We start from the raw sequence: 21,956 nt of genomic DNA, 5'->3' as shown, positions 1-21,956 counted from the left end.
TTCAGTCGCGCGGCCGCACCGCCACGCCTTCGATGGCGCGAAGGTAGACCGAGTCGAGGTCGGGATTGCCGCGCACGGTCACCAGCAGGTCCTGCACGAGGCCGTCCTTGAGGCCATAGACCCAGCCGTGCAACGCGAGCGGCTGACCCCGGGTCCAGGCGTCCTGCACCACGGTGGTCTGCGCCACGTTGACGACCTGCTCGATGGCATTGAGTTCGCACAGCGCATCGTGCCGATGGTTCTCGGCGAGCCCCGCGAGCAGCGCCGAGTGGCGGTCGCGCACGTCTTTGATGTGGCGCAACCAGTTGTCGGCCAGGCCCACGCGCGTGTCGCGCAGCGCGGCGAGCACGCCACCGCAGCCGTAGTGGCCCACGACCATGAGGTGCTCGACCTTGAGCACGTCGACCGCGTACTGCACGGTCGACAGGCAGTTCAGGTCGGTGGGAACCACCACATTGGCCACGTTGCGGTGCACGAAGACTTCGCCCGGGTCCAGGCCGGTAATCTGGTTGGCCGGCACTCGGCTGTCGGAGCAGCCGATCCACATGTAACGCGGGCTCTGCTGTTGCGACAGCTTGGTGAAGAAGCCGGGCCGTTCGGCCTCGACCTGGGCGGCCCAGCGGCGGTTGTGTTCGAGAAGGTGTTGAAGATCGTTGCTCATACGTCGGATTGTCTGCTCAAGGGAGCGGCGGCGCTCACATCGTCTCGGCGAACAGTTCGCGGCCGATCAGCATGCGGCGGATTTCGCTGGTGCCCGCACCGATTTCGTACAGCTTGGCATCGCGCCACAGGCGGCCCAGAGGGTACTCGTTGATGTAGCCGTTGCCACCGTAGATCTGGATGCCCTCGCCGGCCATCCACGTCGCTTTCTCCGCGCACCAGAGGATGACGGAGGCGCAGTCCTTGCGCACCTGGCGCACGTGCTCCGTGCCCAGCATGTCCAGGTTCTTGGCCACGGTGTAGGCAAACGAGCGGCCGGCCTGCAGCACGGTGTACATGTCGGCGACCTTGCCCTGGATGAGCTGGAACTCGCCGATGCTCTGGCCGAACTGCTTGCGGTCGTGGATGTAGGGCACCACGTTGTCCATGACGGCCTGCATGATGCCCAGCGGCCCACCGGTGAGCACGGCGCGTTCGTAGTCGAGCCCGCTCATGAGCACCTTGGCGCCGTTGTTCAGGCCGCCCAGGATGTTGTCGGCCGGCACCTCGACGTTGTTGAACACCATCTCACCGGTGTGGCTGCCGCGCATGCCGAGCTTGTCCAGCTTTTGCGCGGTGGAGAAGCCCTTCATGCCCTTCTCGACGATGAAGGCGGTCACTCCGCGCGCACCCATCTCGGGCTCGGTCTTGGCGTAGACCACCATGGTGTCGGCGTCAGGACCGTTGGTGATCCACATCTTGCTGCCGTTGAGCAGGTAATAGCCGCCCTTGTCTTCGGCCTTGAGCTTCATGCTGATCACGTCCGAACCCGCACCGGGTTCGCTCATGGCCAGGGCGCCGACGTGTTCGCCGCTGATGAGCTTGGGCAGGTATTTCTGGCGTTGGGCATCGTTGCCGTTGCGCTTGATCTGGTTCACGCAGAGGTTGCTGTGCGCACCGTAGGAGAGGCCCACACTGGCCGAGGCGCGCGAGATCTCCTCCATGGCGATCATGTGGGCCAGGTAGCCCATGTTGGCGCCGCCGTACTCCTCCCCCACCGTGATGCCGAGCACGCCCAGGTCGCCCATCTTGCGCCACACATCCATGGGGAACTGGTCGGCGCGGTCGATCTCGGCGGCGCGCGGCGCGATCTCGGCCTGTGCGAAATCGCGCACCGCGTCGCGCAGTGCGTCGATGTCTTCTCCAAGCTGGAAGTTCAGGCCAGGCAGGTTGTTCATGCGGGTCTCCGTGGGGGGTTTGGTGGAAAGGGGCTCAGCCCTGAATATTGTCGCGGCCGACCACTGCCATGAGGGTGCAGCCCATGGTGGCGATCAGCTTCTCTTGCCCGGCCTCGACGGCATAGGCGTGGCCTTCGCAGACGGTGACGGTGCGCCCTGGCTTGATCACCGTGCCCACCATGCGGAAGCTTTCACCCTGCGCGGGGGCGAGCAGGTTGATCTTGAATTCGATCGTGAGCACCGCGGCGTCTGCCGCCATCAGCGTGAAGCCGGCATAGCCGCAGGCGGAGTCCAGCGCGGTCGCCACCATGCCTGCGTGCAGAAAACCGTGCTGCTGCGTCAGCGGCTCGGCCCAAGGCAAGGTGATCTCCACCCGGCCCGGCGCCACCGCCGCCAGCGTCGCGCCCAGGGTGCGCATGGCGGCCTGGCGCGCAAAGCTCTCCCGGGTGCGTTGGTCAAAACCCGCGTGGCGCGGCTCGAAGGTGGGGGCGGTCAAGGGGGTGTCTCGCAACGGGCAGTGAACCGCGATTCTACGTTGACGTTTACGTAAACGTCAATTTCGCGTGCGCAAGCGGGTGCAACCGCGGGGCTATGCTCGACGCCCCATGCCTTACACCCTCTGCGCCCCAGTCCACAGCGAAAGCGAGATCAAGAAGAGCCGCTTCATCGGCTGCGTGGAGCCGATGGCGGACCGCGCCTCGGCGTTGCAGCGGGTCGCCGCCCTGCGCGCGGCGCACCCGGGCGCCACCCACGTGTGCTGGGCACTCATGGCCGGCGGCCACTCTGCCGCCAACGACGACGGGGAGCCCGGCGGCACGGCCGGGCGGCCGATGCTGGAGGTGCTGCGCCACCAGGACCTCGAGAGCGTGCTTGCGACCGTGGTTCGCTACTACGGCGGCACGCCGCTGGGCGCAGGCGGCCTGGTGCGCGCCTACACAGACAGCGTGGCGCGGGCACTGCTGCAGGCGGACAAGGTGCCGGTGGTGCGCTGGCGCACGCTGCGGTGCGTGCTGCCTTACGCGCTGGAGGGGTGGCTGCGCCGCGAACTCGATGGGCATGGCGCCCGCCTGATCGAGGCGACGCACGGGGATGGCGTGACGGTGTCACTGCAGGTGCCCGACGCCCAGGCCGGCGCCTTGACGGCGCGCCTCAACGACGCTGGCCAAGGCCGCATCATCTGGCTGCGGGACCCGGAAGCCTCAGGCCCGCACGAGGCTTGACAGCAACAGACGGACCGCCTGCTCATACGGCGCGGCCTGTTCGCCCCGTGCGATCGCCAGCGCCGCGCGGTCGAAGGCTGCCGAAAGCAGCACGCTGAGTTCTCGCAACGGCAAGGCCTCGGGCCCGTCGGTGAAGGCGGCCTGCAAGCCCTCCTGCAAGGCCTGGAACCCGGCGAGGTCGCTCAACCCCAGCACCTGCTCGGCTGAGAGGACAGCGGGTGCCTCCAACAACAAGAGGCGCGCACGGCCGGCCTCGGCCATGGCCGCGAAATAGGCCTGGGTCCCCGCCAGCAGCGCGTCCAGCGGCGTCGAAGGGCGACGGGAACGCCGTGCGATCTCGTCCGCCACTTCCTGCGCCACCTGGCGGGCCACGGCGTGGAACAACTCGGTCTTGTCTGTGAAGTGGTGGTACAGCGCGCCGCGCGTCACGCTCGCCGCCGCGACGATCTCGGGCGTGCCCGTGGCGGCAAAGCCCCGGGCCTCGAACAGCGCGCGCGCCGCACTCACCAGAGCGGCGCGCGTGGCGTCGGTGCGCTCCCCTTGGGAACGGCGCGGGGTGGACAGGGTCTTTTGCATACATGCAGCCTGTATGTTATATTGAACTTACATGCATATTGTATGTATGTTGATCACTGGAGTGCCCCATGAAATCCACCTCGTATTACCCCGTCCTCATGACCGACCGCGTGGCCGAGACGGCCCGCTTCTACGAAAGCCATTTCCGCTTCACGCGTTTGTTCGATGCCGATTGGTATGTGCACCTGCAATCCAGCGAGGACCCGACGGTCAACCTCGCCATTCTCGACGGCGCTCACGCCACCATCCCCGTGAGCGCTCGGGGTGGCCGGGCTTCGGGGGTGCTGCTCAACTTCGAGGTGGCCGACGTCGACGCGCAATACCAGCGCGCGATCGCCCAGGGTCTGAACGTGCTGCTCGCCCTGCGGGACGAGGCCTTCGGCCAACGCCACTTCATCGTGCAGGGCCCCGACGGCGTCCTGATCGACGTGATCCAACCGATCCCGCCGAGCGAGGCATTCATGCGCCAGTACGCGGCGGGTGCGGCCGCAAGCTGATCAGCTCGCGCGGCTCAGCCAGACCAGCACAAGCCCCAGCGCGGCGGGCAGCGCCTGCACGAACAGGATCTTGCGGCTTGCCGTCACCGCGCCGTAGAGACCGGCAATCAGCACGCACAACAGGAAGAACACCTTGACGCCAAAGCCATCGGGGCCGAGCCAAAGGCCCCAGAGCAGGCCGGCGGCGAGGAAGCCGTTGTACAGCCCCTGGTTGGCCGCCAGCACCTTGGTGGCGGCGGCCGATGGCGGCGTCTGGCCGAACGCCCGCATGCCGGCCGGCTTGTCCCACAGGAACATCTCGAGCACCAGAAAGTAGAAGTGCAGGAGCGCGACGAGCGCAACGACGATGCTGGCGAGCAGGGACATGGCAGAGCCTTTCAAGACGCAGCCCCGACGGCCGCGAACGCCGGCAGCTTACCCTGGCCGTCAGGCCTTGGGGCTCTTTTCGATCTTGCCCAGCAAGGCGCGGGCTTCTTTCTCGTGCGTCTTCACCTCGTCGAGGTTGGCCACCAGGTCGGCCATCTGCTCTTCGAGTTGGCGGCGGTGGTCGGCCAGCACGGTGAGGAACTTGCGCAACTGCGGCCCGGTGTCGCGCGGGCTGTCGTACATGTCGATGATGTCCTTGGCCTCGGTCAGCGAGAGCCCCAGGCGTTTGGCGCGCAAGGTGAGCTTGAGGCGCGTGCGGTCGCGCGAGGTGTAGACCCGATTGCGCCCCCCAGGGCCCTCGCGCTGCGGTTGCAGCAGGCCCATGTCTTCATAGAAGCGGATGGCGCGCGTGGTCAGGTCGAACTCGCGGGCCAGGTCGCTGATGGTGTAGGTCGGGTTCGTCGCCATGGGGGGGTGCCCTGTTATTGACGTTTACGTCAACGTCAGGCGGCGATCTTAACGGAATCGTCCTGCCGCGAGCTCCACGCGCCAGGGTGTCATTCGTCCAGTGGAACCGCCGCTTGGCGAAGCGCGCGGCGGCGCTGGGCATGATCGGGCAGCACGCGCGCGACCACGTCCCAGAACTGGGGACTGTGGTCCATGTGGTGCAGATGGCTGAGCTCGTGCACCACGACGTAATCGATCATGTCCAGCTTGAGGTGGATCAGCCGCCAGTTCAGCCGGATGGAGCCGTCGGCGCTCGCGCTGCCCCAGCGCGTGCCGGCACTGGACAGGCGCAGCTTGCTGTAGCGCACGCCGAGTTGCGGGGCGAAGTGGTCCAAGCGCTCGGTGAACAGGGCCTTGGCCCGCTTCATCAACCACGCTTGCGCGGCATCGCGGATCTGCGCTTCCTGAGCGCTGCGCGACAGCCCCAGGCGCAACGTCGCCAGGCCATCTGCATCGCTCGCAGGCTCGAACACCGCACCCACCTGCATGAAGGTGTGCGTGGGATCGAGCACCAGTCGCATGCGCCCGCCGAGGTAGTCGAACTCGACGCCATCGGCCCAGCGGATGCGCGCCTGCTCCATCTCGCCAGCGCGCTGGCGGGCGCTCTGCAGTTTCTCCAGCACCCAGGCCGACTTGTCGTGCAGCAGCGCCTCGACCTCGCCCACCGGTGTCCAGCGCGGCGCGCTCACGCTCAATCCATCGGTGCTGACCGACAGGCCGATGGTGCGGCGCTTGCCACGCTTGAATTCATAAGCCACCTCGCAGGCGCCCAAGCGGAGCATGCGGTTGGCGCGCGGATGGTGCCAGGCCGCCGGCTGGAACACCTGGTTCATCGGCAGGGCCGGCGGGGCGGCCACTGCGGGCGGGGGTGGTGCCGCGGCGGGCCGCAGGGACTCGGGCAGGGGCGCGCCGAGAAAGTCGAGCGCCAGTTGCACGAAGCGCTGCATGGCGGTGCTCAGGCGCTGCGGTAGGCCTCAGGATCAAGACGTCGCATTTCCGTCTCGATCCAGGCCTCGACCTCGCGCATCAGCTCGTCGGGCTCGCGGCCTTCGCTGGGGATGGGCTTGCCGATGGAAAACTCCACCGTGCCCGGCCGCCTGATGAAAGCCTTGCGAGGCCAGCACTTGGCCGAGGTGACCGCAATCGGGATCACGGGCGCCCCCGTGGCCACGGCCAGCCGGGTGCCGCCGCTCTTGTACTGGCCCTTCTGCCCGCGCGGGATGCGCGTCCCCTCGGGGAACATGATGACCCAGGTGCCCTGATTGAGCAGCCGCTGGCCTTGCTCGACCACCTTGTTGAAGGCCTGAGCGCGTTTGCTGCGGTCGATGTGGATCATGTCCATGCGGCTCATGGCCCAGCCGAAGAAGGGCACGTAGAGCAATTCCTTCTTGAACACGTAGGCCAGCGGGTGCGGCATCAGCGCCGGCATGCAGAAGGTCTCCCAGGTGGACTGGTGCTTGAGCAGCAGCACGGCTGGCGCAGTGCTGCCCACCGGCAGGTTCTCGAAGCCAATGACCTCATTGCGAATGCCCAGGATCAGCTGGCCGCTGGCCACCGCCAGCTTGAGCCAGCCCGCGCACATCCAGTAGATCTGCGTGCTGTTGAGAAAGGGCGCGGCAATGAGCACCGCGATGGCCCAGGGCACCACGGTCACGGCCATGAACAAGGTGTGCAGGACCGAGCGCAGCAGATGAATGAGGATCATGTTGGCCATCAAGGATCAGGTGGAGGGCTGCGCCAGCAGCCAGTCGGCGAAGGCGCCGAGGTCGTCGTGGGGGCGCGTGCCGGGCGGCAGGTCGGGCGCGAGCGCGGCCAGGTCGTCGTTCGCCCCCGAACCCAGGCGGCCCCGTAGGTGTTCGGATTTGCCCGTCATCAGCAAATGGGTGCGGCAGCCGGCGGCGGCGGCGGCGCGCACATGGCGCATCGCGTTGCCTGCCGCGTGCACCGTGGCCAGCGGCAGGCCGAACCGCGCGCCGATCTGCAGGAACAGCCCGGGCGCGGGCTTGCGGCAGGCACACGCGTCTTCAGGCGCGTGCGGGCACATGAACACGGCCTCCACCCGCGCGCCGACCGCGGCCAGCTGGCGGTGCATCTTGGCGTGGATGGCGTTGAGCGAGGCCATGTCGAACAGGCCGCGCCCGATGCCGGACTGGTTGGTGGCCAGCACGACGCGCCAGCCGCCCTGATTGAGCCGCGCCACCGCCTCGAGTGCGCCAGGCAGCGCCTCCCACTCGTCCGGCGAGGCGACGTAGTCGTCGCGGCTGCGATTGAGCGTACCGTCGCGGTCGAGGATGAGCAGTTTCATGGTGGTCTCAGGTCGCCAGCCGCGACAGATCGGCCACGCGGTTCATGGCGTGGTGCAACTCGCGCAGCAGGCCGAGGCGATTGGACTTGAGCGCGGGGTCGTCGGCGTTGACCATCACGCCATCGAAGAAGGCATCGACCGGCGCGCGCAGCGCGGCGAGCGCCTGCAGCGAGCCGGTGTAATCCCCGGCATCGAGCTTGGCGTCAGCGGCAGGCACCGTGGTCTTCATGGCCGTGAACAAGCCTTTCTCAGCAGGCTCGATCAGCAGCGCCTCCTGTGCAGGCGCGCCCTCGCCTTCGGCCTTCTTGAGGATGTTGGCGATGCGCTTGTTGGCGGCGGCCAGCGCAGGGGCCTCGGGCAGGGCGGCGAAAGCGCGCACGGCCTGCAGGCGCCGGGCCACCTCACCCAAGCGCGGCGGGCGCAGTGCCAGCACGGCATCGACCTCCTGGGCGCTGTACCCTTGCTCGCGCAGGCCTCCGGCGAGGCGGTCGTAGATGAAATCGGACAAGGCCGCACTGGGATCTGTGATCAAGGCCCCGAAGGCGGGCACGGCCGACTGCAACAGCGCGCTCAGGTCGATCGGAAGGTTCTTCTCGACCAGCATCCGCACCACGCCCAGCGCGTGCCGGCGCAACGCGAACGGGTCCTTGTCACCCGTGGGCAGGTTGCCGATGCCGAACATGCCGACCAGGGTTTCCAGCTTGTCGGCCAGCGCCACGACCACGCCGACCATGTTGCGCGGCAAGTCGTCGCCTGCAAATCGCGGGCGGTAGTGGTCTTCGATCGCGAAGGCGATGTCTTCAGTCAGGCCGTCGTGGCGCGCGTAGTAGCCGCCCATGATGCCCTGCAGCTCGGGGAACTCGCCCACCATGTCGGTCAGCAGGTCGGTCTTGGCAAGCTGCGCGGCGGTGTCGGCCTGCTGCGCAAGCACGTCGCCCCCCAGTGATTGGCCAATGACACGGGCGATGGCACGCACGCGCTCCATGCGCTCGCCCTGCGTGCCCAGCTTGTTGTGATAGACCACTTTGCCGAGGCCTTCGACGCGCGAGGCCAGCGTTTTCTTGCGGTCCTGGTCGAAGAAGAACTTGGCGTCGGCCAGGCGCGGGCGCACCACGCGCTCGTTGCCACCGATCACGGCGCTCGGGTCCGACGGGCTGATGTTGCTGACCACCAGGAAGCGGTGGGTCAGCTTGCCCTGGGCATCGAGCAAAGGGAAGTATTTCTGGTTGGCCTTCATCGTGAGAATGAGGCACTCCTGTGGCACGTCGAGGAACTGCGTTTCGAACTCGCAGACCAGCACGTTGGGGCGCTCGACCAGCGCGGTCACTTCGTCGAGCAGCGCGTCGTCCTCGATCGGCCGGCAACCACCGCCCACCTTGGCGGCGGCCTCCGCGAGCTGGCGCGCGATCTCGGCCCTGCGCTCGGCGAACGAGGCGATCACTGCGCCGTCCTTGGCCAGCGTGGCCGCGTAGCTGTCGGCGTCCTTCAGCACCACCGGCGAGACCAGCGCTTCGAAGCGGTGTCCCTGGGTGGTGTGGCGCGCGGTCAGTCCGAGCGCCTTCACTGGCACGACGCTGCCGCCATGCAGCGCGACCAGGCCGTGCGCGGGGCGCACGAAGTTCACGCTGCTCCAGCCGGGGAGCTCGCAATCGGTCTCAAGCTGGTAGCTCATGACCTTCGGAATGGGCAGCTTGGCGATGGCTTCGTCCAACGCTTTCTGCAGGCCCGCGGCGAGCTCGATGCCTGGCGCGATGCTGTCGTGGAACAAGGCCTCGGCCTTGCCATCGGGGGCCCGCTTGAGGCTGGCCACGGCCGAGGCGTCGGCGCCCAGCGCGGCCAGGCGCTTGAGGAGGGCGGGGGTGGGCTGGCCATTGGCATCCAGCCCCACGCTCACAGGCATGAGCTTTTGCGACACGGCCTTGTCGGCCGCGCGCGTGAGCACGCCGGTGACGTGGGCGGCGAGGCGGCGCGGCGAGGCGAAGGCGGTCACGGCGGCTCCGGCCGGCGCCAGGCCCTGGCCCTTGAGCTGGTCACCCAGCACGGTGGCAAAGGCATCGCCGAGTTTCTTCAGCGCCTTGGGCGGCAGCTCTTCGACAAACAGCTCAACGAGCAGATTCTGTGCGGTCATTCTTGTTCTTTCACCCGGCTCACGCGGCCTTCTTCACCATCTGTTCCACCCACTCGCGAGGCGCCATGGGAAAGCCCAGGCGCTCGCGGCTGTCGTAGTAGCTCTGCGCCACGGCGCGCGCCAGGTTGCGGATGCGGCCGATGTAAGCGGCGCGCTCGGTCACGCTGATGGCACCGCGCGCGTCCAGCAGGTTGAAGCTGTGCGCGCATTTGAGCACCTGTTCGTAGGCGGGCAACGCGAGCTGTTGCTCCATCAGGTGCTTGGCCTGCTTTTCGTGCGCGTTGAAGGCTGTGAAGAGGAAGTCGGCGTCGCTGTGCTCGAAGTTGTAGGCCGACTGCTCCTTCTCGTTCTGCAGGTAGACGTCGCCGTAGCTCAGGGTGTCCGTCCACTTGAGGTTGTAGACGTTGTCCACCCCCTGCAGGTACATGGCCAGGCGCTCCAGGCCATAGGTGATCTCGCCCGTGATGGGCTTGCAGTCGATCCCGCCGACTTGCTGGAAGTAGGTGAATTGCGTCACTTCCATGCCGTTGAGCCAGACTTCCCAGCCCAGGCCCCAGGCGCCGAGCGTGGGGTTCTCCCAGTCGTCCTCGACGAAACGGATGTCGTTCTTCTTCAAGTCGAAGCCCAGGGCCTCCAGGCTGCCGAGGTAGAGCTCGAGGATGTTGCTCGGCGCGGGCTTGAGCACCACCTGGTACTGGTAATAGTGCTGCAGGCGATTGGGGTTCTCGCCGTACCGGCCATCCTTGGGGCGGCGGCTGGGCTGCACATAGGCGGCCTTCCAGGGCTCGGGGCCCAGCGCGCGCAGGAAGGTGGCGGTGTGGCTGGTGCCCGCACCCACCTCCATGTCGTAGGGCTGCAGCAGCGCGCAGCCCTGGGCGTCCCAATAGGACTGCAGTTTCAGAATGATGTGCTGGAAGGTCAACATGGAAAGAAGCCGGGAACGAAGCCCGGCCGAGGGATGGTCTGGGTGGGAGCGTGGCGCTGCGTCGCGCCAGGGAAACGCCCCGAGTCCCCGATTTTACGGGGGCGCTCAGCGGCGGCGGGTGCGTCCGCCCCGGCGGCCCAGGTTGCGGGTGGAGGCGATCAGCAAGACCAGCACGGCGCAGCCCACCCACAGGGGCATCAGGCCCCAGCGCGCGGTCCATTGTGCGTACGGCGTGAGACCGCTGCGACCCTGCACCGAGGCCTCCAGCCGGCCGCGCGTGAGCCGTTGCAACTGGTGGGCAACCTGGCCCTGGTGGTCGATGACCGCCGTGGCACCGGTGTTGGTGGCCCGCAGCATGGGCCGGCCCAGTTCGATCGCGCGAAGGCGCGAGATTTGGAGGTGTTGGTCGATCGCGATGCTGTCGCCGAACCAGGCGATGTTGCTCAGGTTGACCAGCACGGTGGGCGCCGCCGTGGGATCGCGGAAAGAGGCCGCCAGCTCTTCACCGAACAGGTCTTCGTAGCAAATGTTGGGCGCCACGCGCTGCCCAGCCACCGCCCAGGCCGGCTGCGCCAGGGCTCCCCGGTTGAAGTCGCCGAGCGGGATGTGCATGAGGTCGGTGAACCAGCGGAACAACGGCGGGATGAACTCGCCGAAGGGCACCAGGTGGTGCTTGTCGTAGCGGTACAGGCCGTTGTCCGGCGTGTCCAGCCGGGGCTGCCCCTGCAGGCGGTTGGCCGAGCCCGAATGGATTCCCCAGACCGAGTTGGTGTAGCCCTGCTCCATGCTGCCCAGCGGCAGGCCCACCAGCGCGCCGACGCCAGTGCCTGCGGGCTGCTCGGCCAGGCGCCCCAGCAACGGCTGCCAGAAGTCCGGACCGAGTTGGCCGGGCAACAGGGGAATGGCGGTCTCGGGCGCGACCACCAGTTGCGGGCCGGTGGCGGAGCTGCGCGCGGCCTGCACAGCCTCGGCGATCTGTTGGGGATACCAGTTCAGCGCCTGGGCCACGCCGGTGCCCGGCTCGAACTTCTGATCCTGGGCGATGTTGCCCTGCAGCAACCAGACGCGCAGCTCGCCGGCTGCCGCGGTATCCCGGTGCCCCAGACCGCGCCAAGCCGCACCGCCGCCGAGCAGGCTCACAAGCAGCGCGCCCACCAGCAGCAGCAGGGCCAGCGAACGCAGCACACCGGGCCAGCCATCGGCCAGGGCCGGCACAAGCCGCGCCTGGACCCGGGGAGCCGGCGCCACCCTGCCGCCAGCCGAGCGCCCCGACGGGCGACCGACGGGCGATTGCATCCAGGCGCTCAAGCGCCGCCACATCCCAGAAACGATGGAGGCTGCGGAATACGCCAGCACGGCGGCGAGGAAGCCCATGCCATAGACCCCCACCAAGGGCGCCCACGGCGCCATGAGGTCAACTTGCGCATACCCGCCGGCGCCCCACGGGAAGCCCGTGAACCAGTGGCCACGCGCCAACTCGGCCAGCGTCCAGAGCGAGGCAAACATCAGCGCTTGCGCGGTGCGCGAGACCGGCGCCCACGCACAGAGGAAGCCGACGACCACCGCATAGTAGACCGACAGCAGCCCCGCCAGCGCCAGCACGGCCAGCACCGCCAGCCAGCCGGGCAAGCCGCCGTAAGTGTGCAGGGAGATGAAAAGCCACCAGAAGGTGCCCGCCAGCCAGACGGTAGAGAAGACCCAGCCGCGCCAAACGGCCTGCCCCACCCGGGTGGCGTATTGCAGCGCGAGCACCAGCAGCGCCAGCGAGGCGATCTGCCACCATCCATTGGGCTGGCCTTGCACAGTGCCCGGCAGGCCCCAGCCCGCGAAGGGCCACGCGATGGAAGCCGCCTGCAGAACGCCACCCAGCAGGCACACCAGGAACCAGGCAAAACCGCTGCCGCGCGCGCTGCGCCCAGGCGGGCGGCGGCTCATCGGGTTGAAACTCGAGGGCGTGTGGAGTGACCCGAAAAGACTTCGCATGGGGCTTGGGTGGGCTCAGGCCTCGCCCGGCACGGGCATGACCTTGAACCACTTCACGGCGCCACCCTTGGTGTGCAGCACGGTGAAGCGCAGGCCATCGAGCTCATGGACCTCGCCCCGCTTGGGCACGTGGCCCATGGCGTGGGCGATCATGCCGCCGATGGTGTCGAAATCTTCTTCCGACAGTTTCAGGCCGAAAGACTCGTTGATGCGTTCGATCGGCGTATCGCCGCTCACGCGCCAGGTGCCGTCGGCCAGGGCAAAGATGTCGCCATCGTCCTCGGCCACGTCGAATTCGTCTTCAATCTCGCCGACGATTTCTTCCAGCACGTCCTCGATGGTGATCAGGCCGGCCACGCGACCGAACTCGTCGATCACGATGGCAAGGTGGTTGCGGTTGCCGCGGAACTCGCGCAGCAGGTCGTTGAGGCCCTTGCTCTCGGGCACGAAGGTGGCCGGGCGCAGCAGTGCGCGGATGTTGAGCGCGGGTGCGCGCTGCAGCTTGAGCAGATCCTTGGCCAGCAGGATGCCGATGATGTTTTCGCGCTCGCCTTCGAAGACCGGAAAGCGCGAGTGCGCGGTGTCGATGACCAGGTGAAGCAGTTCGTCGAATGGGGCGTCGATGTCCAGCACATCCATGCGCGGGGTGGCCACCATGACATCCCCGGCGGTCATGTCCGCGATGCGGATCACACCTTCGAGCATCACGCGCGATTCGGCATTGATGATGTCGTTGTCCTCGGCCTCGGCGAGGGTTTCGATCAGCTCGTCCTTGGAATCCGGTCCGGGATGGATGAACTCCGCAAGCTTTTGCAGAAAACCACGTTTGTCGGCATGCCGCAGGCTGCGCTGCGGCCCGCTACTGGGAGGGGAGTCGGCCACTGAAGGAAGGGGGAGGTTGTAACAGGGCGGAAGGATACCCCATGCGGGTGTCGGCGCGCAAAGCCGCCCGGGCCACGCAGGCCCGACCAGGCTCAGCCCCGAACGCGTTCGCGCGCTTCGCGCACACCCTGGCGAATGTCCTGCAGCACCGATAAAAAGCCCCAGAACTGCTTGGCCTGGGCCTTGAGGTGGTAGTCGGTGATGGCCACCTGCTGGTTGACCATCTCCGTCACGCGCGAGTCGAAGTCCGCCGGCGGCAGCCGCAGGTGCGCTTCGGACTCGGAGCCGTCGCGCTCGATCGACGCCCCTGCACGGCGGGCGATCTTGAGCATCGCTGTGTTTTCCGACAGCGCGTGGATGAACAGCATCTGAACGCCTTCATTTCGCGCGTGCATGACAGCACGCTCGAAGAGGCGCCCGCCATAGCCGCGGCCGCGCGCCTGCTTGACCACCGACACGCCGAATTCCGCGCAGCTGGTGTACTGGGGGTCGAGCGAGAAGGCGAGGTGGGCCATGGCGATGAGCTCGAGCCTGCGGTTGAAGATGCCGAAGAGCTCGTCGCGGTCGAAATTGAGCTGGGCCACGTAGCGGCGGATCTGCTCGTCGTTGGCCGCATAGCCGAAACGCAAATAGCGGTCATGCGTGTCCAGCTCGAGGAGGTGCGCCTCGATGCGGTCGATCTGGCCGGGACCGATCGACCGGATCGGCACCATCACCGAGGCCGATTTGTCCGCACGTCCGGGCGGGCCGGCGGTGGACGAAGAAGCGCGCGCCTCGGCCTGCGCCTGCGGCGGCGTCGACTTGAACCAGCGGGTGGGATCAACCATGGGTCCGAATGTACGGGTTATCCCTATAACGACAAGGACACAAACCCCTAATTCCGAGGGAACCCGACGGACGGGTACGAAAACCCGCTCACAAGGGCAAGGCCGTGGTGCTTTTCACGCGGTCCATCACGAAACTGGTCTTGCAGTCTTGCACGCTGGGATGCTTGAGCAAGGTGCCCATGATGAAGCGCGAATAGGCAGCCATGTCGGCCACCACCAGGCGCAGGTGGAAATCCATGTCACCCGTGAGCGCGGCGCACTCCACCACCTCCGGCCACGACAGCACGCTGGCGCGGAACAAATCCATCGGGTTGCGCTTGGCGCTATCGGAGTGTTTCTCCAGCCGCACGCTCACATGCGCGGTCAAGCCCAGGCCCACGGCCTCGGGTCGCACCAGGGCCACATAGCGGTCGATGACATGCGCCTCTTCCAGCCGCTTCACCCGGCGCAGTACCGCGCTCGGGGAGAGGCCCACCGCTTCCGCGATCTGGTCGTAGGTGGCGCGGCCGTCGGCCTGCAGGCTGCGCAGAATATGCCGGTCAAGCTTGTCGAGTGCTTCCATTTGTCCCATTTTGCAGGATTCCTGCAATTCAGACGAATGGTGCGCCCATAAACGCCGGAATCGTGACACCCTGCGCCGATACAGTGGGCCACCGCCCACACACGGAGACCGCGATGAACACCCCCCTTCCCTCTGCCGCCCAGACCGCTGCCACCTCATGGGACAACCCCATGGGCACAGACGGCTTTGAATTCATCGAGTACGCGGCCCCGGATCCGGTGGCGATGGGTGCCTTGTTCGAGCGCATGGGCTTCAAGGCGATCGCCAAGCACCGCCACAAGGCGGTCACCCTGTACCGCCAAGGCGAGATCAACTTCATCATCAACGCCGAGCCCGACAGTTTCGCGCAGCGCTTTGCACGCCTGCACGGCCCCAGCGTGTGCGCGATCGCCTTCCGCGTCGCCGACGCCAAGGCGGCGTACGAACGCGCCATCTCGCTTGGTGCCTGGGGCTATGCGCAATCGGCCGGGCCGGGCGAGCTGAACATTCCGGCCATCAAGGGCATCGGCGATTCGATCATCTACTTCATCGACAAGTGGCGCGGCAAGAATGGCGCCAAGACGGGCGACATCGGCAACATCGGCTTCTTCGACGTGGATTTCGAGCCCCTGCCGGGTGCGGAGCTCAACCCCGTCGGCCACGGACTGACCTACATCGACCACCTCACGCACAACGTGCATCGCGGCCGCATGGAGGAGTGGGCTGGCTTCTACGAGCGCCTGTTCAATTTTCGCGAGGTGCGCTACTTTGACATCGAGGGCCAGGCCACCGGTGTGAAGAGCAAGGCCATGACCAGCCCCTGCGGCAAGATTCGCATCCCGATCAACGAAGAGGGCAACGAGAAACCTGGCCAGATCCAGGAGTACCTGGACCGCTACCACGGAGAAGGCATCCAGCACATCGCGATGGGCTCGACCAACTTGTACGACACGGTGGATGCGCTCGAACTCAGCGGCGTGAAGCTGCTCAACACCAGCGAGACGTACTACGAGCTGCTGCCCAAGCGCATCCCCAACCACGGGGAAAACCTGGAGGCCCTGAAGCAGCGCAACATCCTCGTGGACGGCGCACCTGGCGAGTTGCTGCTTCAGATCTTCAGCGAGAACCAGCTCGGCCCGATCTTCTTCGAATTCATCCAGCGAAAGGGCAACCAGGGCTTTGGCGAGGGCAACTTCAAGGCCCTGTTCGAAACCATGGAACTCGACCAGGTGCGCCGCGGCGTGCTCAAGGCCTGAGGGGACTTCCCATGGCTGTCGAACCCGTGGTCTATGGCGCCAGCGATCGCCCGCCGCGCGGCGACTATTCTCGCGCGCGAGGCGACTACACCTGCCCGCAGAACTGGGCCTCGTACACCGAGGCGGACCATGACACCTACCACCGCCTGTACGAGCGCCAGACCGCGCTGCTGCCGGGCCTGGCCTGCGACGCCTTCATCGAGGCCCTGCCCGCTCTGGGCGTGGAAGACCGCATTCCCCGGTTTGAGGAAATCAACGAGAGGCTCAAGCCCGCGACCGGCTGGGAAGTTGTGGCCGTGCCCGGTTTGATCCCCGAGCGCCCCTTCTTCGACCTGCTGGCCAACCGCCGCTTCCCGGTGACTGACTGGATCCGCACGCCAGCCGAGTTCGACTACATCGTCGAGCCCGATGTGTTCCACGACCTGTTCGGCCATGTGCCGCTGCTGTTCAACCCGGTGTTTGCAGACTACGTGCAGCGCTACGGGGCAGGAGGACTCAAGGCGCACGAGCTGGGCGCTGGCGAGTTGCTTTCGCGGCTGTACTGGTACACCATCGAATTCGGCCTGATCCGCCAGGCGGATGGGCTGCGCGCCTACGGGGCCGGCATCCTGAGTTCGTCGGGCGAGCTGCGGCACAGCGTCACCAGCCCGCAACCCCGGCGCATCGCGCTCGATTTGCTGCGCTGCATGCGAACGCGCTACAAGATTGACGACTACCAGGCCACCTACTTCGTCATCGACAGCTTCCACCAGCTGTTCGAGATGACCGCTCCCGACTTCGCGCCGCTCTACAAGGCGGTGCGTTCGCTCGGCGACTTGGCTGCCGACGCCACGATCGCCAGCGACTCGTCCATCACCCGGGGGTGAAAGGCCAGTGCCACGTGCGCGGCACCGGGCACCAGCCGGTTGTCGGCCCCGGGCAAGGTGGCGGTGGAGGCCGGGAACACGATGTTGTCAGCGTTGGAGTACCAGCACACGAAGTCAGCGTAGGTGTCCTTTGGCTGGAGTTGCGCCTCGCGCCGGGCCAATGCCCCCAGCCAGCCGCCGTCCTGGCGCATTTGGCGGCCGTTGGCCACGCGGCTGAATCGCCCCAGCCAAGTGCCCCGGTGCGGGCTGCCGATGGTGATGATGCGGTGGACCGGCGTGTCTGGCTCGGCCGCCCTCCACGCCCGCGCCACCAGCCCCCCCATGCTGTGGCAGACGAGCACCGGGGCTAGGCCCGTGAGCGCCTGGGCACGCCGCACGGCGTCGCTCATGAGCGGGATGTAGCCGTCGATGTCGCCAAACACGGGCTCCAGGTTGACGGACACGTAGGGCACGTTCTGGCTGCGCAAGCGGCGCATCCAGGGCAACCACAGCCCGCGGTTGCACACGAAGCCATGCACGAACACCACGGCGGGGACGGCACTTTCGCGCGGTTCGGCGTCGTCCGGCAGACTTGCCCAGAAGAAGGGCTGTCGCCAGGCGAACACCTGGGGCGCCACACGAACCTCCTGCCACCACGCGCCTACCAGACCCGACCATCCGGCCGGTGGCGCGGCATCGCCCCGATTCAATTGGGCCGCGGCCACCCCCTCCAGACCGAGCACCAGTGCATAACCACCCAGCACCAACAAGGCGCCAATGACGGCGATCGTGGGTGAGCGGTGCCACCAGAAAAACACCCAGGCCACCGCGAATGCCAAACTGCCCAGCACGAGAGCCTGCTGCAAGCGGGCCAAACTGGAGCGCGGAACTTGCCTTGGAGGCATGGAGGGGGGAGCAGGCATGGCCGAACTATCGCACGGAGCGGGCTGTCCGAATTAGACTGACACACCGCCTATCCGGATCTCGCCATGACCCAGAACCCCAGCGCCGCCGACCGCATCCGCACGCACCTGGAGCGTGTCAGCGATCTGCGCCAGCAAGCCCGCGTGGCGGGGCAGGACCTTGCGGTGCGTGAAGTGAAAGAGTTGCAGGCCCGTCGCTTTCGGTCCACCTACGCCGACTTCCTCGAACACCCGGTGTATGCGTCCGCGACCCGTTTCTTTCTGGAAGAGCTGTACGGCGTACATGACTTCGGCCAACGCGACGCGCAATTCGCCCGCATCGCCGGTGCGCTGGAACGTCTGTTTCCCGAGGCCGTGGCTCAGTTGGCGGTGGATCTGGCCGAGACCCATGCCTTGACGGAGGTGCTCGACCACCACATGGCCACGCATTGGCTCGCGCAAAGCGCCGAGTTGCCGCCAACCTTGCGGTATACGCGTGCCTGGCGCCTCACCGGCCAACGCGATGCGCGTGCGCGCCAGCTGACGGTTGTGCAGCACATGGGGCGCGAATTGCAGCGGCTGACCCGAATGAAGCCATTGCGCCTCGCATTGCGCATGATGCGCAACCCGGCCCGTGCCGCCGGCCTCGATGCCTTGCAACACTTCCTGGAGAGCGGCTTCGATGCCTTCGCTTCGATGGGGAACGCTCAAAGCTTCCTTGAAAGCATCAACGCCAGGGAATCGAAGTGGATCGCCACCCTCTTCGATGAGGACGAGGCAACTTGCAGCGCGGCGCTTTCTGCTGAGTTGGCCAGAGCGCCTGAGCCTCGTTGAGCACCTTCCTGCCGTGTGCTTTGGGTGACAGCAACTTAGGGGAGGCCCGGTATGCACCCTCGCGTCGACTTGCCAGAATGGCTTCTCCCTCCCTGTCACTGTGCCCCATGACCCGACCCTGGCTTACCCAATACCCCGAAGGCGTGCCACCTGACGTCGCGCCCGAACGTTACCGCTCGTTGGCTGCCTTGCTAGAGGAATCGTTCAAGCAGCACGCTCACCAACCCGTGAGTGTCTGCATGGAGCAATGGATGAGCTATGGCGAATTGGACGGCCTGAGTGCCGCCATGGGGGCTTGGCTTCAAGGCCGCGGCTTGGCGCCGGGCGCTCGCGTGGCCATCATGCTGCCGAATGTGCCCCAGTTTCTGATCAGCATGGCTGCGATCGTTCGCGCCGGCTACACCGTGGTCAACGTCAATCCGCTCTACACCGCCCGCGAGCTGGAACATCAACTGAAGGACTCCGGTGCGCAGGCCATCGTCATCCTGGAAAACTTTGCCCACACGCTGGAACAGGTGATCGATCAGACCTCGCTGGAGCACGTGGTCATTGCCAGCCTCGGCGACCAACTCGGGTTCTGGTACGGACGCTGGATCACTTTCGCTGTGCGGCATCTGGCCAAAATGGTGCCTGCCTACAAGCTGCCCCGTTCAGGCCCGCGTGGCGAGCGCACCATCATGAACTTTCGGCAGGTGATCGCCGAAGGCAGCGGCCAGCGACTCCAGCCAACCACCGACACCCTGGACTCCGTCGCCTTCCTGCAGTACACGGGAGGCACCACTGGCTTGTCCAAAGGCGCGGTGCTCACCCACCGCAACATCATTGCAGCCATCCTGCAGGCTGAGGCCTGGTTCAAGCCTGCGCTGACGAGAGTAGGCGATCTGCGACAGGTCAACGGCATCGCAGCGCTGCCGCTGTATCACATCTTTGCGCTGACGCTGAGCCTGCTGACCATCCGTTGGGGCGCCCACATGACGCTGGTGCCCAACCCCCGCGACATTCCGCAGCTGGTGGCCACTCTCAAGCGTCGGGCCTTTCACGTCCTGCCCGCCGTGAACACCTTGTTCAACGCTTTGCTGCAGAACCCTCAGTTTCGTCAATTGGACTTTTCAAGCCTTGCGCTCTCGCAGGCTGGGGGCATGGCCGCATCGGAGGGCACCGCGCGACAATGGAAGGCCGTCACCGGTTGCACCATGATCGAAGGCTGGGGCATGAGCGAGACCTGCGCGATCGGCACCAACAACCCCGTCACCACCCAGCATTTCAGCGGCACCATTGGCCTGCCCTTGCCGGGCATCGACATCGCGATCAAGGATGAAGAGGGCCAGAGCCTGCCATTGGGGCAAACTGGTGAAATCTGTATCAAAGGTCCGAACGTGATGGTTGGCTACTACCAGCAGCCAGAGGAGACCGCCCGCGCATTTACGCCCGACGGGTTCATGAGGACAGGCGACGTGGGCGTCATGGATGCACAAGGCTTCACCCGGATCGTCGACCGCAAGAAGGACATGATCCTTGTCTCCGGCTTCAACGTGTTTCCCAGCGAGCTTGAGAACGTCATTTCGCTGTGCCCTGGCGTGCTCGAATGTGCGGCCATCGGTATTGAGGACGACAAGCAAGGTGAAGCTGTCAAGGTGTTTGTCGTGAGGTCGGACCCCACCCTGCGTGAGGAAGACGTGCTGCGTTACTGCCACGACAACCTGACGGGCTACAAGCGCCCCAAACTCGTTGAATTCCGGGATGAACTGCCAAAGAGCAACGTCGGCAAGATACTGCGGCGCGCTTTGCGCACCCCGCAGGCCCACTGACGCACTGCATGCCTGCCCACGCCCTTCCGGCTGAGATGGACGATGCCGCTTCAGCCCTGGCCTGCGCCGGCGTGACTTGCCTGGAGCGAGGCTGGCTCTCCGCGAACAACATCCTTGTTCGAGGTGACGGGCCGACGGCGCTGGTGGATTCTGGCTATGCGTCGCATGCGCCGCAGACGCGTGCGCTGGTGACCGCCACCCTTGCCGGCACGACGCTGGATCTCCTGCTGAATACGCACCTCCACAGCGACCACTGCGGCGGCAACGCCGAGCTGCAACAAACCTACCCCGGGCTCACAACGCTCATCCCCCCTGGCCAAGCGGCGTCGGTCACAGCATGGGACCCTGTGGCCTTGACCTTTGAGCCCACGGGACAGGTCTGTCCAAGATTCACTCATCAGGGTGTACTGACACCAGGCACTGCCATTCAGCTTGGCTCCTTGAGTTGGGACATCCACGCAGCCAAAGGACACGATCCCCATTCGATCGTGCTCTTTCAAGCGGAGCATCGATTGCTGATCTCAGCCGATGCACTGTGGGAGAACGGCTTTGGCATCGTCTTTCCCGAGCTTGAGGGGGTCTCCGCGTTTGATGAGGTGGCGGATACCCTGGACCTGATCGAGGAACTTTGCCCCTCTATCGTGCTCCCGGGGCATGGTCGGGTGTTCAAAGATGTCTCAGGGGCGCTCGCCCGAGCACGAAGTCGACTGGAGCAGTTTGTCATCCATCCTGACAAACACAGACGGCATGCCTTGAAAGTATTGATCAAATTCAAGCTGCTCGAGTGGCAATCCGTGTCGATGGATACCTTGCTCGATTGGGTGTCGAACACCAGCTATTTTTTCAATACCATACCCTCAGCCTGGCGCCAAGACCGCGCACAAACACGCGAATGGCTGGACCAACTGCTCTGCGAGCTTGAGCGCAGCGAAGCACTGTTCAGAAGCGGGGAGTGGGTCAACAATCGTTGAGCACATACCCCAATCGGCGCGCCGCGCACCTGGGGCCAATCACAGACCCATAAATGCCCAAACCCCCAAGTGTCGAAGACACGAGGGGGTTTGGGGGCTGGGTAAGAGCCTGACGATGACCTACTTTCACACGGGAACCCGCACTATCATCGGCGCAAAGGCGTTTCACTGTCCTGTTCGGGATGGGAAGGAGTGGGACCACCTCGCTATGGTCGTCAGGCATAACTTGTTGTCTAGGCTGCACACATGCGCAACCTGGACGAATTCATAGAGCTTCGAATCAGCTATTTTGATTGCTGCCAACGACGGATCCATTGCTGGATCTCGAGGCATAACATGACTTTTCAGTCGGATGACATTTGACTCTGATGGATTTCATCAAAGTTATAGGATCAAGCCGCACGGGCAATTAGTACCGGTTAGCTTAACGCATTGCTGCGCTTCCACACCCGGCCTATCAACGTCCTGGTCTTGAACGACCCTTCAGGGGGGTCAAGCCCCCGGGAGATCTCATCTTGGCACGAGTTTCCCGCTTAGATGCTTTCAGCGGTTATCTCTTCCGCACTTAGCTACCCGGCGATGCCACTGGCGTGACAACCGGTACACCAGAGGTGCGTCCACTCCGGTCCTCTCGTACTAGGAGCAGCCCCCCTCAAACTTCCAACGCCCACTGCAGATAGGGACCAAACTGTCTCACGACGTTTTG

At 65.8% G+C, this 21,956-nt stretch carries 23 protein-coding genes and 2 rRNA genes; 7 read left to right on the top strand and 18 right to left on the bottom strand.

What is annotated here, in order from left to right:
- Position 1: 1 nt before the first annotated feature.
- From can to KIT86_RS04290, 3 genes are read right to left on the bottom strand one after another with little or no spacing between them, the layout of a single operon-like run.
- Complete coding sequence (can, locus tag KIT86_RS04300; protein WP_297395331.1) at positions 2 to 661, bottom strand: carbonate dehydratase; 660 nt, start codon at positions 659 to 661, stop codon at positions 2 to 4.
- Between the two features lie 34 nt (positions 662 to 695).
- Positions 696 to 1,877 (bottom strand): isovaleryl-CoA dehydrogenase, encoded by a 1,182-nt coding sequence (locus tag KIT86_RS04295; RefSeq protein WP_297395329.1) that lies wholly within the window; start codon positions 1,875 to 1,877, stop codon positions 696 to 698.
- 34 nt (positions 1,878 to 1,911) lie between these two features.
- Positions 1,912 to 2,373 carry a PaaI family thioesterase gene (locus tag KIT86_RS04290; protein WP_297395327.1) on the bottom strand — a complete coding sequence of 154 codons (462 nt, stop codon included), beginning with the start codon at positions 2,371 to 2,373 and terminating at the stop codon, positions 1,912 to 1,914.
- A gap of 109 nt (positions 2,374 to 2,482) precedes the next feature.
- Here KIT86_RS04290 and KIT86_RS04285 point away from each other — a divergent pair, with 109 nt between their 5' ends.
- On the top strand, positions 2,483 to 3,097 hold the full coding sequence (locus KIT86_RS04285) for a YigZ family protein (RefSeq protein WP_297395325.1): 615 nt from the start codon (positions 2,483 to 2,485) through the stop codon (positions 3,095 to 3,097).
- On the opposite strand, the gene KIT86_RS04280 is transcribed toward KIT86_RS04285, so the two are convergent.
- Positions 3,077 to 3,673 carry a TetR/AcrR family transcriptional regulator gene (locus tag KIT86_RS04280; protein ID WP_297395324.1) on the bottom strand — a complete coding sequence of 199 codons (597 nt, stop codon included), beginning with the start codon at positions 3,671 to 3,673 and terminating at the stop codon, positions 3,077 to 3,079. The two genes, KIT86_RS04285 and KIT86_RS04280, sit on opposite strands and share 21 nt — an antisense overlap.
- A gap of 68 nt (positions 3,674 to 3,741) precedes the next feature.
- Between KIT86_RS04280 and KIT86_RS04275 the strand changes: the two genes are divergently transcribed.
- Entirely contained in the window at positions 3,742 to 4,170 is a 429-nt protein-coding gene (locus KIT86_RS04275; RefSeq protein WP_297395322.1) for a VOC family protein, read from the top strand.
- Here the strand turns inward: KIT86_RS04275 and KIT86_RS04270 are convergent, their stop codons facing one another.
- The 11 genes from KIT86_RS04270 to KIT86_RS04220 all read right to left on the bottom strand — a co-directional run bounded on the left by KIT86_RS04270 (position 4,171) and on the right by KIT86_RS04220 (position 14,655).
- Positions 4,171 to 4,536 (bottom strand): DUF1304 domain-containing protein, encoded by a 366-nt coding sequence (locus tag KIT86_RS04270; RefSeq protein WP_297395320.1) that lies wholly within the window; start codon positions 4,534 to 4,536, stop codon positions 4,171 to 4,173.
- 60 nt (positions 4,537 to 4,596) lie between these two features.
- The gene (locus KIT86_RS04265; protein ID WP_297395318.1) at positions 4,597 to 5,004 is read right to left on the bottom strand and encodes a MerR family DNA-binding transcriptional regulator; all 408 of its coding nucleotides are present in this window, start codon (positions 5,002 to 5,004) and stop codon (positions 4,597 to 4,599) included.
- An 89-nt stretch (positions 5,005 to 5,093) separates the two neighbouring features.
- Entirely contained in the window at positions 5,094 to 5,990 is an 897-nt protein-coding gene (locus KIT86_RS04260) for a M48 family metallopeptidase (RefSeq protein ID WP_297395315.1), read from the bottom strand.
- 8 nt (positions 5,991 to 5,998) lie between these two features.
- A complete protein-coding gene (locus KIT86_RS04255) occupies positions 5,999 to 6,739 on the bottom strand; it encodes a 1-acyl-sn-glycerol-3-phosphate acyltransferase (RefSeq protein ID WP_297395443.1) in 741 nt (246 codons plus the stop codon).
- A 24-nt stretch (positions 6,740 to 6,763) separates the two neighbouring features.
- The gene (gmhB, locus tag KIT86_RS04250) at positions 6,764 to 7,348 is read right to left on the bottom strand and encodes a D-glycero-beta-D-manno-heptose 1,7-bisphosphate 7-phosphatase (protein ID WP_297395314.1); all 585 of its coding nucleotides are present in this window, start codon (positions 7,346 to 7,348) and stop codon (positions 6,764 to 6,766) included.
- A 7-nt stretch (positions 7,349 to 7,355) separates the two neighbouring features.
- A complete protein-coding gene (glyS, locus tag KIT86_RS04245) occupies positions 7,356 to 9,476 on the bottom strand; it encodes a glycine--tRNA ligase subunit beta (protein WP_297395312.1) in 2,121 nt (706 codons plus the stop codon).
- Between the two features lie 19 nt (positions 9,477 to 9,495).
- The gene (gene glyQ / locus KIT86_RS04240; RefSeq protein ID WP_297395311.1) at positions 9,496 to 10,401 is read right to left on the bottom strand and encodes a glycine--tRNA ligase subunit alpha; all 906 of its coding nucleotides are present in this window, start codon (positions 10,399 to 10,401) and stop codon (positions 9,496 to 9,498) included.
- A gap of 105 nt (positions 10,402 to 10,506) precedes the next feature.
- Positions 10,507 to 12,336: an apolipoprotein N-acyltransferase gene (lnt, locus tag KIT86_RS04235; protein WP_297395310.1), complete on the bottom strand. Its 1,830-nt coding sequence runs from the start codon at positions 12,334 to 12,336 to the stop codon at positions 10,507 to 10,509.
- 63 nt (positions 12,337 to 12,399) lie between these two features.
- On the bottom strand, positions 12,400 to 13,266 hold the full coding sequence (locus tag KIT86_RS04230; protein ID WP_291113023.1) for an HlyC/CorC family transporter: 867 nt from the start codon (positions 13,264 to 13,266) through the stop codon (positions 12,400 to 12,402).
- A 92-nt stretch (positions 13,267 to 13,358) separates the two neighbouring features.
- A complete protein-coding gene (locus tag KIT86_RS04225) occupies positions 13,359 to 13,979 on the bottom strand; it encodes a GNAT family N-acetyltransferase (RefSeq protein ID WP_297395441.1) in 621 nt (206 codons plus the stop codon).
- A gap of 202 nt (positions 13,980 to 14,181) precedes the next feature.
- Entirely contained in the window at positions 14,182 to 14,655 is a 474-nt protein-coding gene (locus KIT86_RS04220; RefSeq protein WP_297395308.1) for an Lrp/AsnC family transcriptional regulator, read from the bottom strand.
- 113 nt (positions 14,656 to 14,768) lie between these two features.
- Between KIT86_RS04220 and hppD the strand changes: the two genes are divergently transcribed.
- A complete protein-coding gene (gene hppD / locus KIT86_RS04215) occupies positions 14,769 to 15,890 on the top strand; it encodes a 4-hydroxyphenylpyruvate dioxygenase (protein WP_297395306.1) in 1,122 nt (373 codons plus the stop codon).
- Between the two features lie 11 nt (positions 15,891 to 15,901).
- A complete protein-coding gene (gene phhA / locus KIT86_RS04210) occupies positions 15,902 to 16,756 on the top strand; it encodes a phenylalanine 4-monooxygenase (protein ID WP_297395305.1) in 855 nt (284 codons plus the stop codon).
- Here the strand turns inward: phhA and KIT86_RS04205 are convergent.
- Complete coding sequence (locus KIT86_RS04205; protein ID WP_297395303.1) at positions 16,678 to 17,601, bottom strand: alpha/beta fold hydrolase; 924 nt, start codon at positions 17,599 to 17,601, stop codon at positions 16,678 to 16,680. The two genes, phhA and KIT86_RS04205, sit on opposite strands and share 79 nt — an antisense overlap.
- A 123-nt stretch (positions 17,602 to 17,724) precedes the next feature.
- Between KIT86_RS04205 and KIT86_RS04200 the strand changes: the two genes are divergently transcribed.
- The 3 genes from KIT86_RS04200 to KIT86_RS04190 all read left to right on the top strand — a co-directional run bounded on the left by KIT86_RS04200 (position 17,725) and on the right by KIT86_RS04190 (position 21,250).
- Positions 17,725 to 18,471 carry a hypothetical protein gene (locus KIT86_RS04200; protein WP_297395302.1) on the top strand — a complete coding sequence of 249 codons (747 nt, stop codon included), beginning with the start codon at positions 17,725 to 17,727 and terminating at the stop codon, positions 18,469 to 18,471.
- Between the two features lie 107 nt (positions 18,472 to 18,578).
- Positions 18,579 to 20,279, top strand: coding sequence for an AMP-binding protein (locus KIT86_RS04195; protein WP_297395300.1), 1,701 nt, complete (start codon positions 18,579 to 18,581; stop codon positions 20,277 to 20,279).
- 35 nt (positions 20,280 to 20,314) lie between these two features.
- Positions 20,315 to 21,250, top strand: coding sequence for an MBL fold metallo-hydrolase (locus tag KIT86_RS04190; RefSeq protein WP_297395298.1), 936 nt, complete (start codon positions 20,315 to 20,317; stop codon positions 21,248 to 21,250).
- Between the two features lie 107 nt (positions 21,251 to 21,357).
- Here the strand turns inward: KIT86_RS04190 and rrf are convergent.
- Both rrf and KIT86_RS04180 read right to left on the bottom strand, forming a co-directional pair.
- Positions 21,358 to 21,470 (bottom strand): 5S ribosomal RNA (gene rrf / locus KIT86_RS04185).
- A 168-nt stretch (positions 21,471 to 21,638) separates the two neighbouring features.
- Positions 21,639 to 21,956: ribosomal RNA gene (locus KIT86_RS04180) — 23S ribosomal RNA — on the bottom strand; the annotation flags it as partial.

This window comes from Hydrogenophaga sp. (genome assembly GCF_026125825.1).
Classification (GTDB): Bacteria; Pseudomonadota; Gammaproteobacteria; order Burkholderiales; family Burkholderiaceae_C; genus Hydrogenophaga.
The sequence above is the reverse complement of the archived record's forward strand: the minus strand, read 5'-3'. Positions and strand labels throughout refer to the sequence as shown.

Bases quoted from the DNA above. Each gene is read 5' to 3' on its own strand.
- KIT86_RS04275 (WP_297395322.1), top strand. From the start codon at position 3,742: ATGAAATCCACCTCGTATTACCCCGTCCTCATGACCGACCGCGTGGCC.
- hppD (WP_297395306.1), top strand. From the start codon at position 14,769: ATGAACACCCCCCTTCCCTCTGCCGCCCAGACCGCTGCCACCTCATGG.
- KIT86_RS04285 (WP_297395325.1), top strand. From the start codon at position 2,483: ATGCCTTACACCCTCTGCGCCCCAGTCCACAGCGAAAGCGAGATCAAG.
- gmhB (WP_297395314.1), bottom strand. From the start codon at position 7,348: ATGAAACTGCTCATCCTCGACCGCGACGGTACGCTCAATCGCAGCCGC.
- lnt (WP_297395310.1), bottom strand. From the start codon at position 12,336: ATGAGCCGCCGCCCGCCTGGGCGCAGCGCGCGCGGCAGCGGTTTTGCC.
- KIT86_RS04220 (WP_297395308.1), bottom strand. From the start codon at position 14,655: ATGGAAGCACTCGACAAGCTTGACCGGCATATTCTGCGCAGCCTGCAG.
- KIT86_RS04190 (WP_297395298.1), top strand. From the start codon at position 20,315: ATGGACGATGCCGCTTCAGCCCTGGCCTGCGCCGGCGTGACTTGCCTG.
- glyS (WP_297395312.1), bottom strand. From the start codon at position 9,476: ATGACCGCACAGAATCTGCTCGTTGAGCTGTTTGTCGAAGAGCTGCCG.
- can (WP_297395331.1), bottom strand. From the start codon at position 661: ATGAGCAACGATCTTCAACACCTTCTCGAACACAACCGCCGCTGGGCC.
- KIT86_RS04270 (WP_297395320.1), bottom strand. From the start codon at position 4,536: ATGTCCCTGCTCGCCAGCATCGTCGTTGCGCTCGTCGCGCTCCTGCAC.
- KIT86_RS04280 (WP_297395324.1), bottom strand. From the start codon at position 3,673: ATGCAAAAGACCCTGTCCACCCCGCGCCGTTCCCAAGGGGAGCGCACC.
- KIT86_RS04225 (WP_297395441.1), bottom strand. From the start codon at position 13,979: ATGGTGCCGATCCGGTCGATCGGTCCCGGCCAGATCGACCGCATCGAG.
- KIT86_RS04195 (WP_297395300.1), top strand. From the start codon at position 18,579: ATGACCCGACCCTGGCTTACCCAATACCCCGAAGGCGTGCCACCTGAC.
- phhA (WP_297395305.1), top strand. From the start codon at position 15,902: ATGGCTGTCGAACCCGTGGTCTATGGCGCCAGCGATCGCCCGCCGCGC.
- glyQ (WP_297395311.1), bottom strand. From the start codon at position 10,401: ATGTTGACCTTCCAGCACATCATTCTGAAACTGCAGTCCTATTGGGAC.
- KIT86_RS04265 (WP_297395318.1), bottom strand. From the start codon at position 5,004: ATGGCGACGAACCCGACCTACACCATCAGCGACCTGGCCCGCGAGTTC.
- KIT86_RS04260 (WP_297395315.1), bottom strand. From the start codon at position 5,990: ATGCAGCGCTTCGTGCAACTGGCGCTCGACTTTCTCGGCGCGCCCCTG.
- KIT86_RS04295 (WP_297395329.1), bottom strand. From the start codon at position 1,877: ATGAACAACCTGCCTGGCCTGAACTTCCAGCTTGGAGAAGACATCGAC.
- KIT86_RS04200 (WP_297395302.1), top strand. From the start codon at position 17,725: ATGACCCAGAACCCCAGCGCCGCCGACCGCATCCGCACGCACCTGGAG.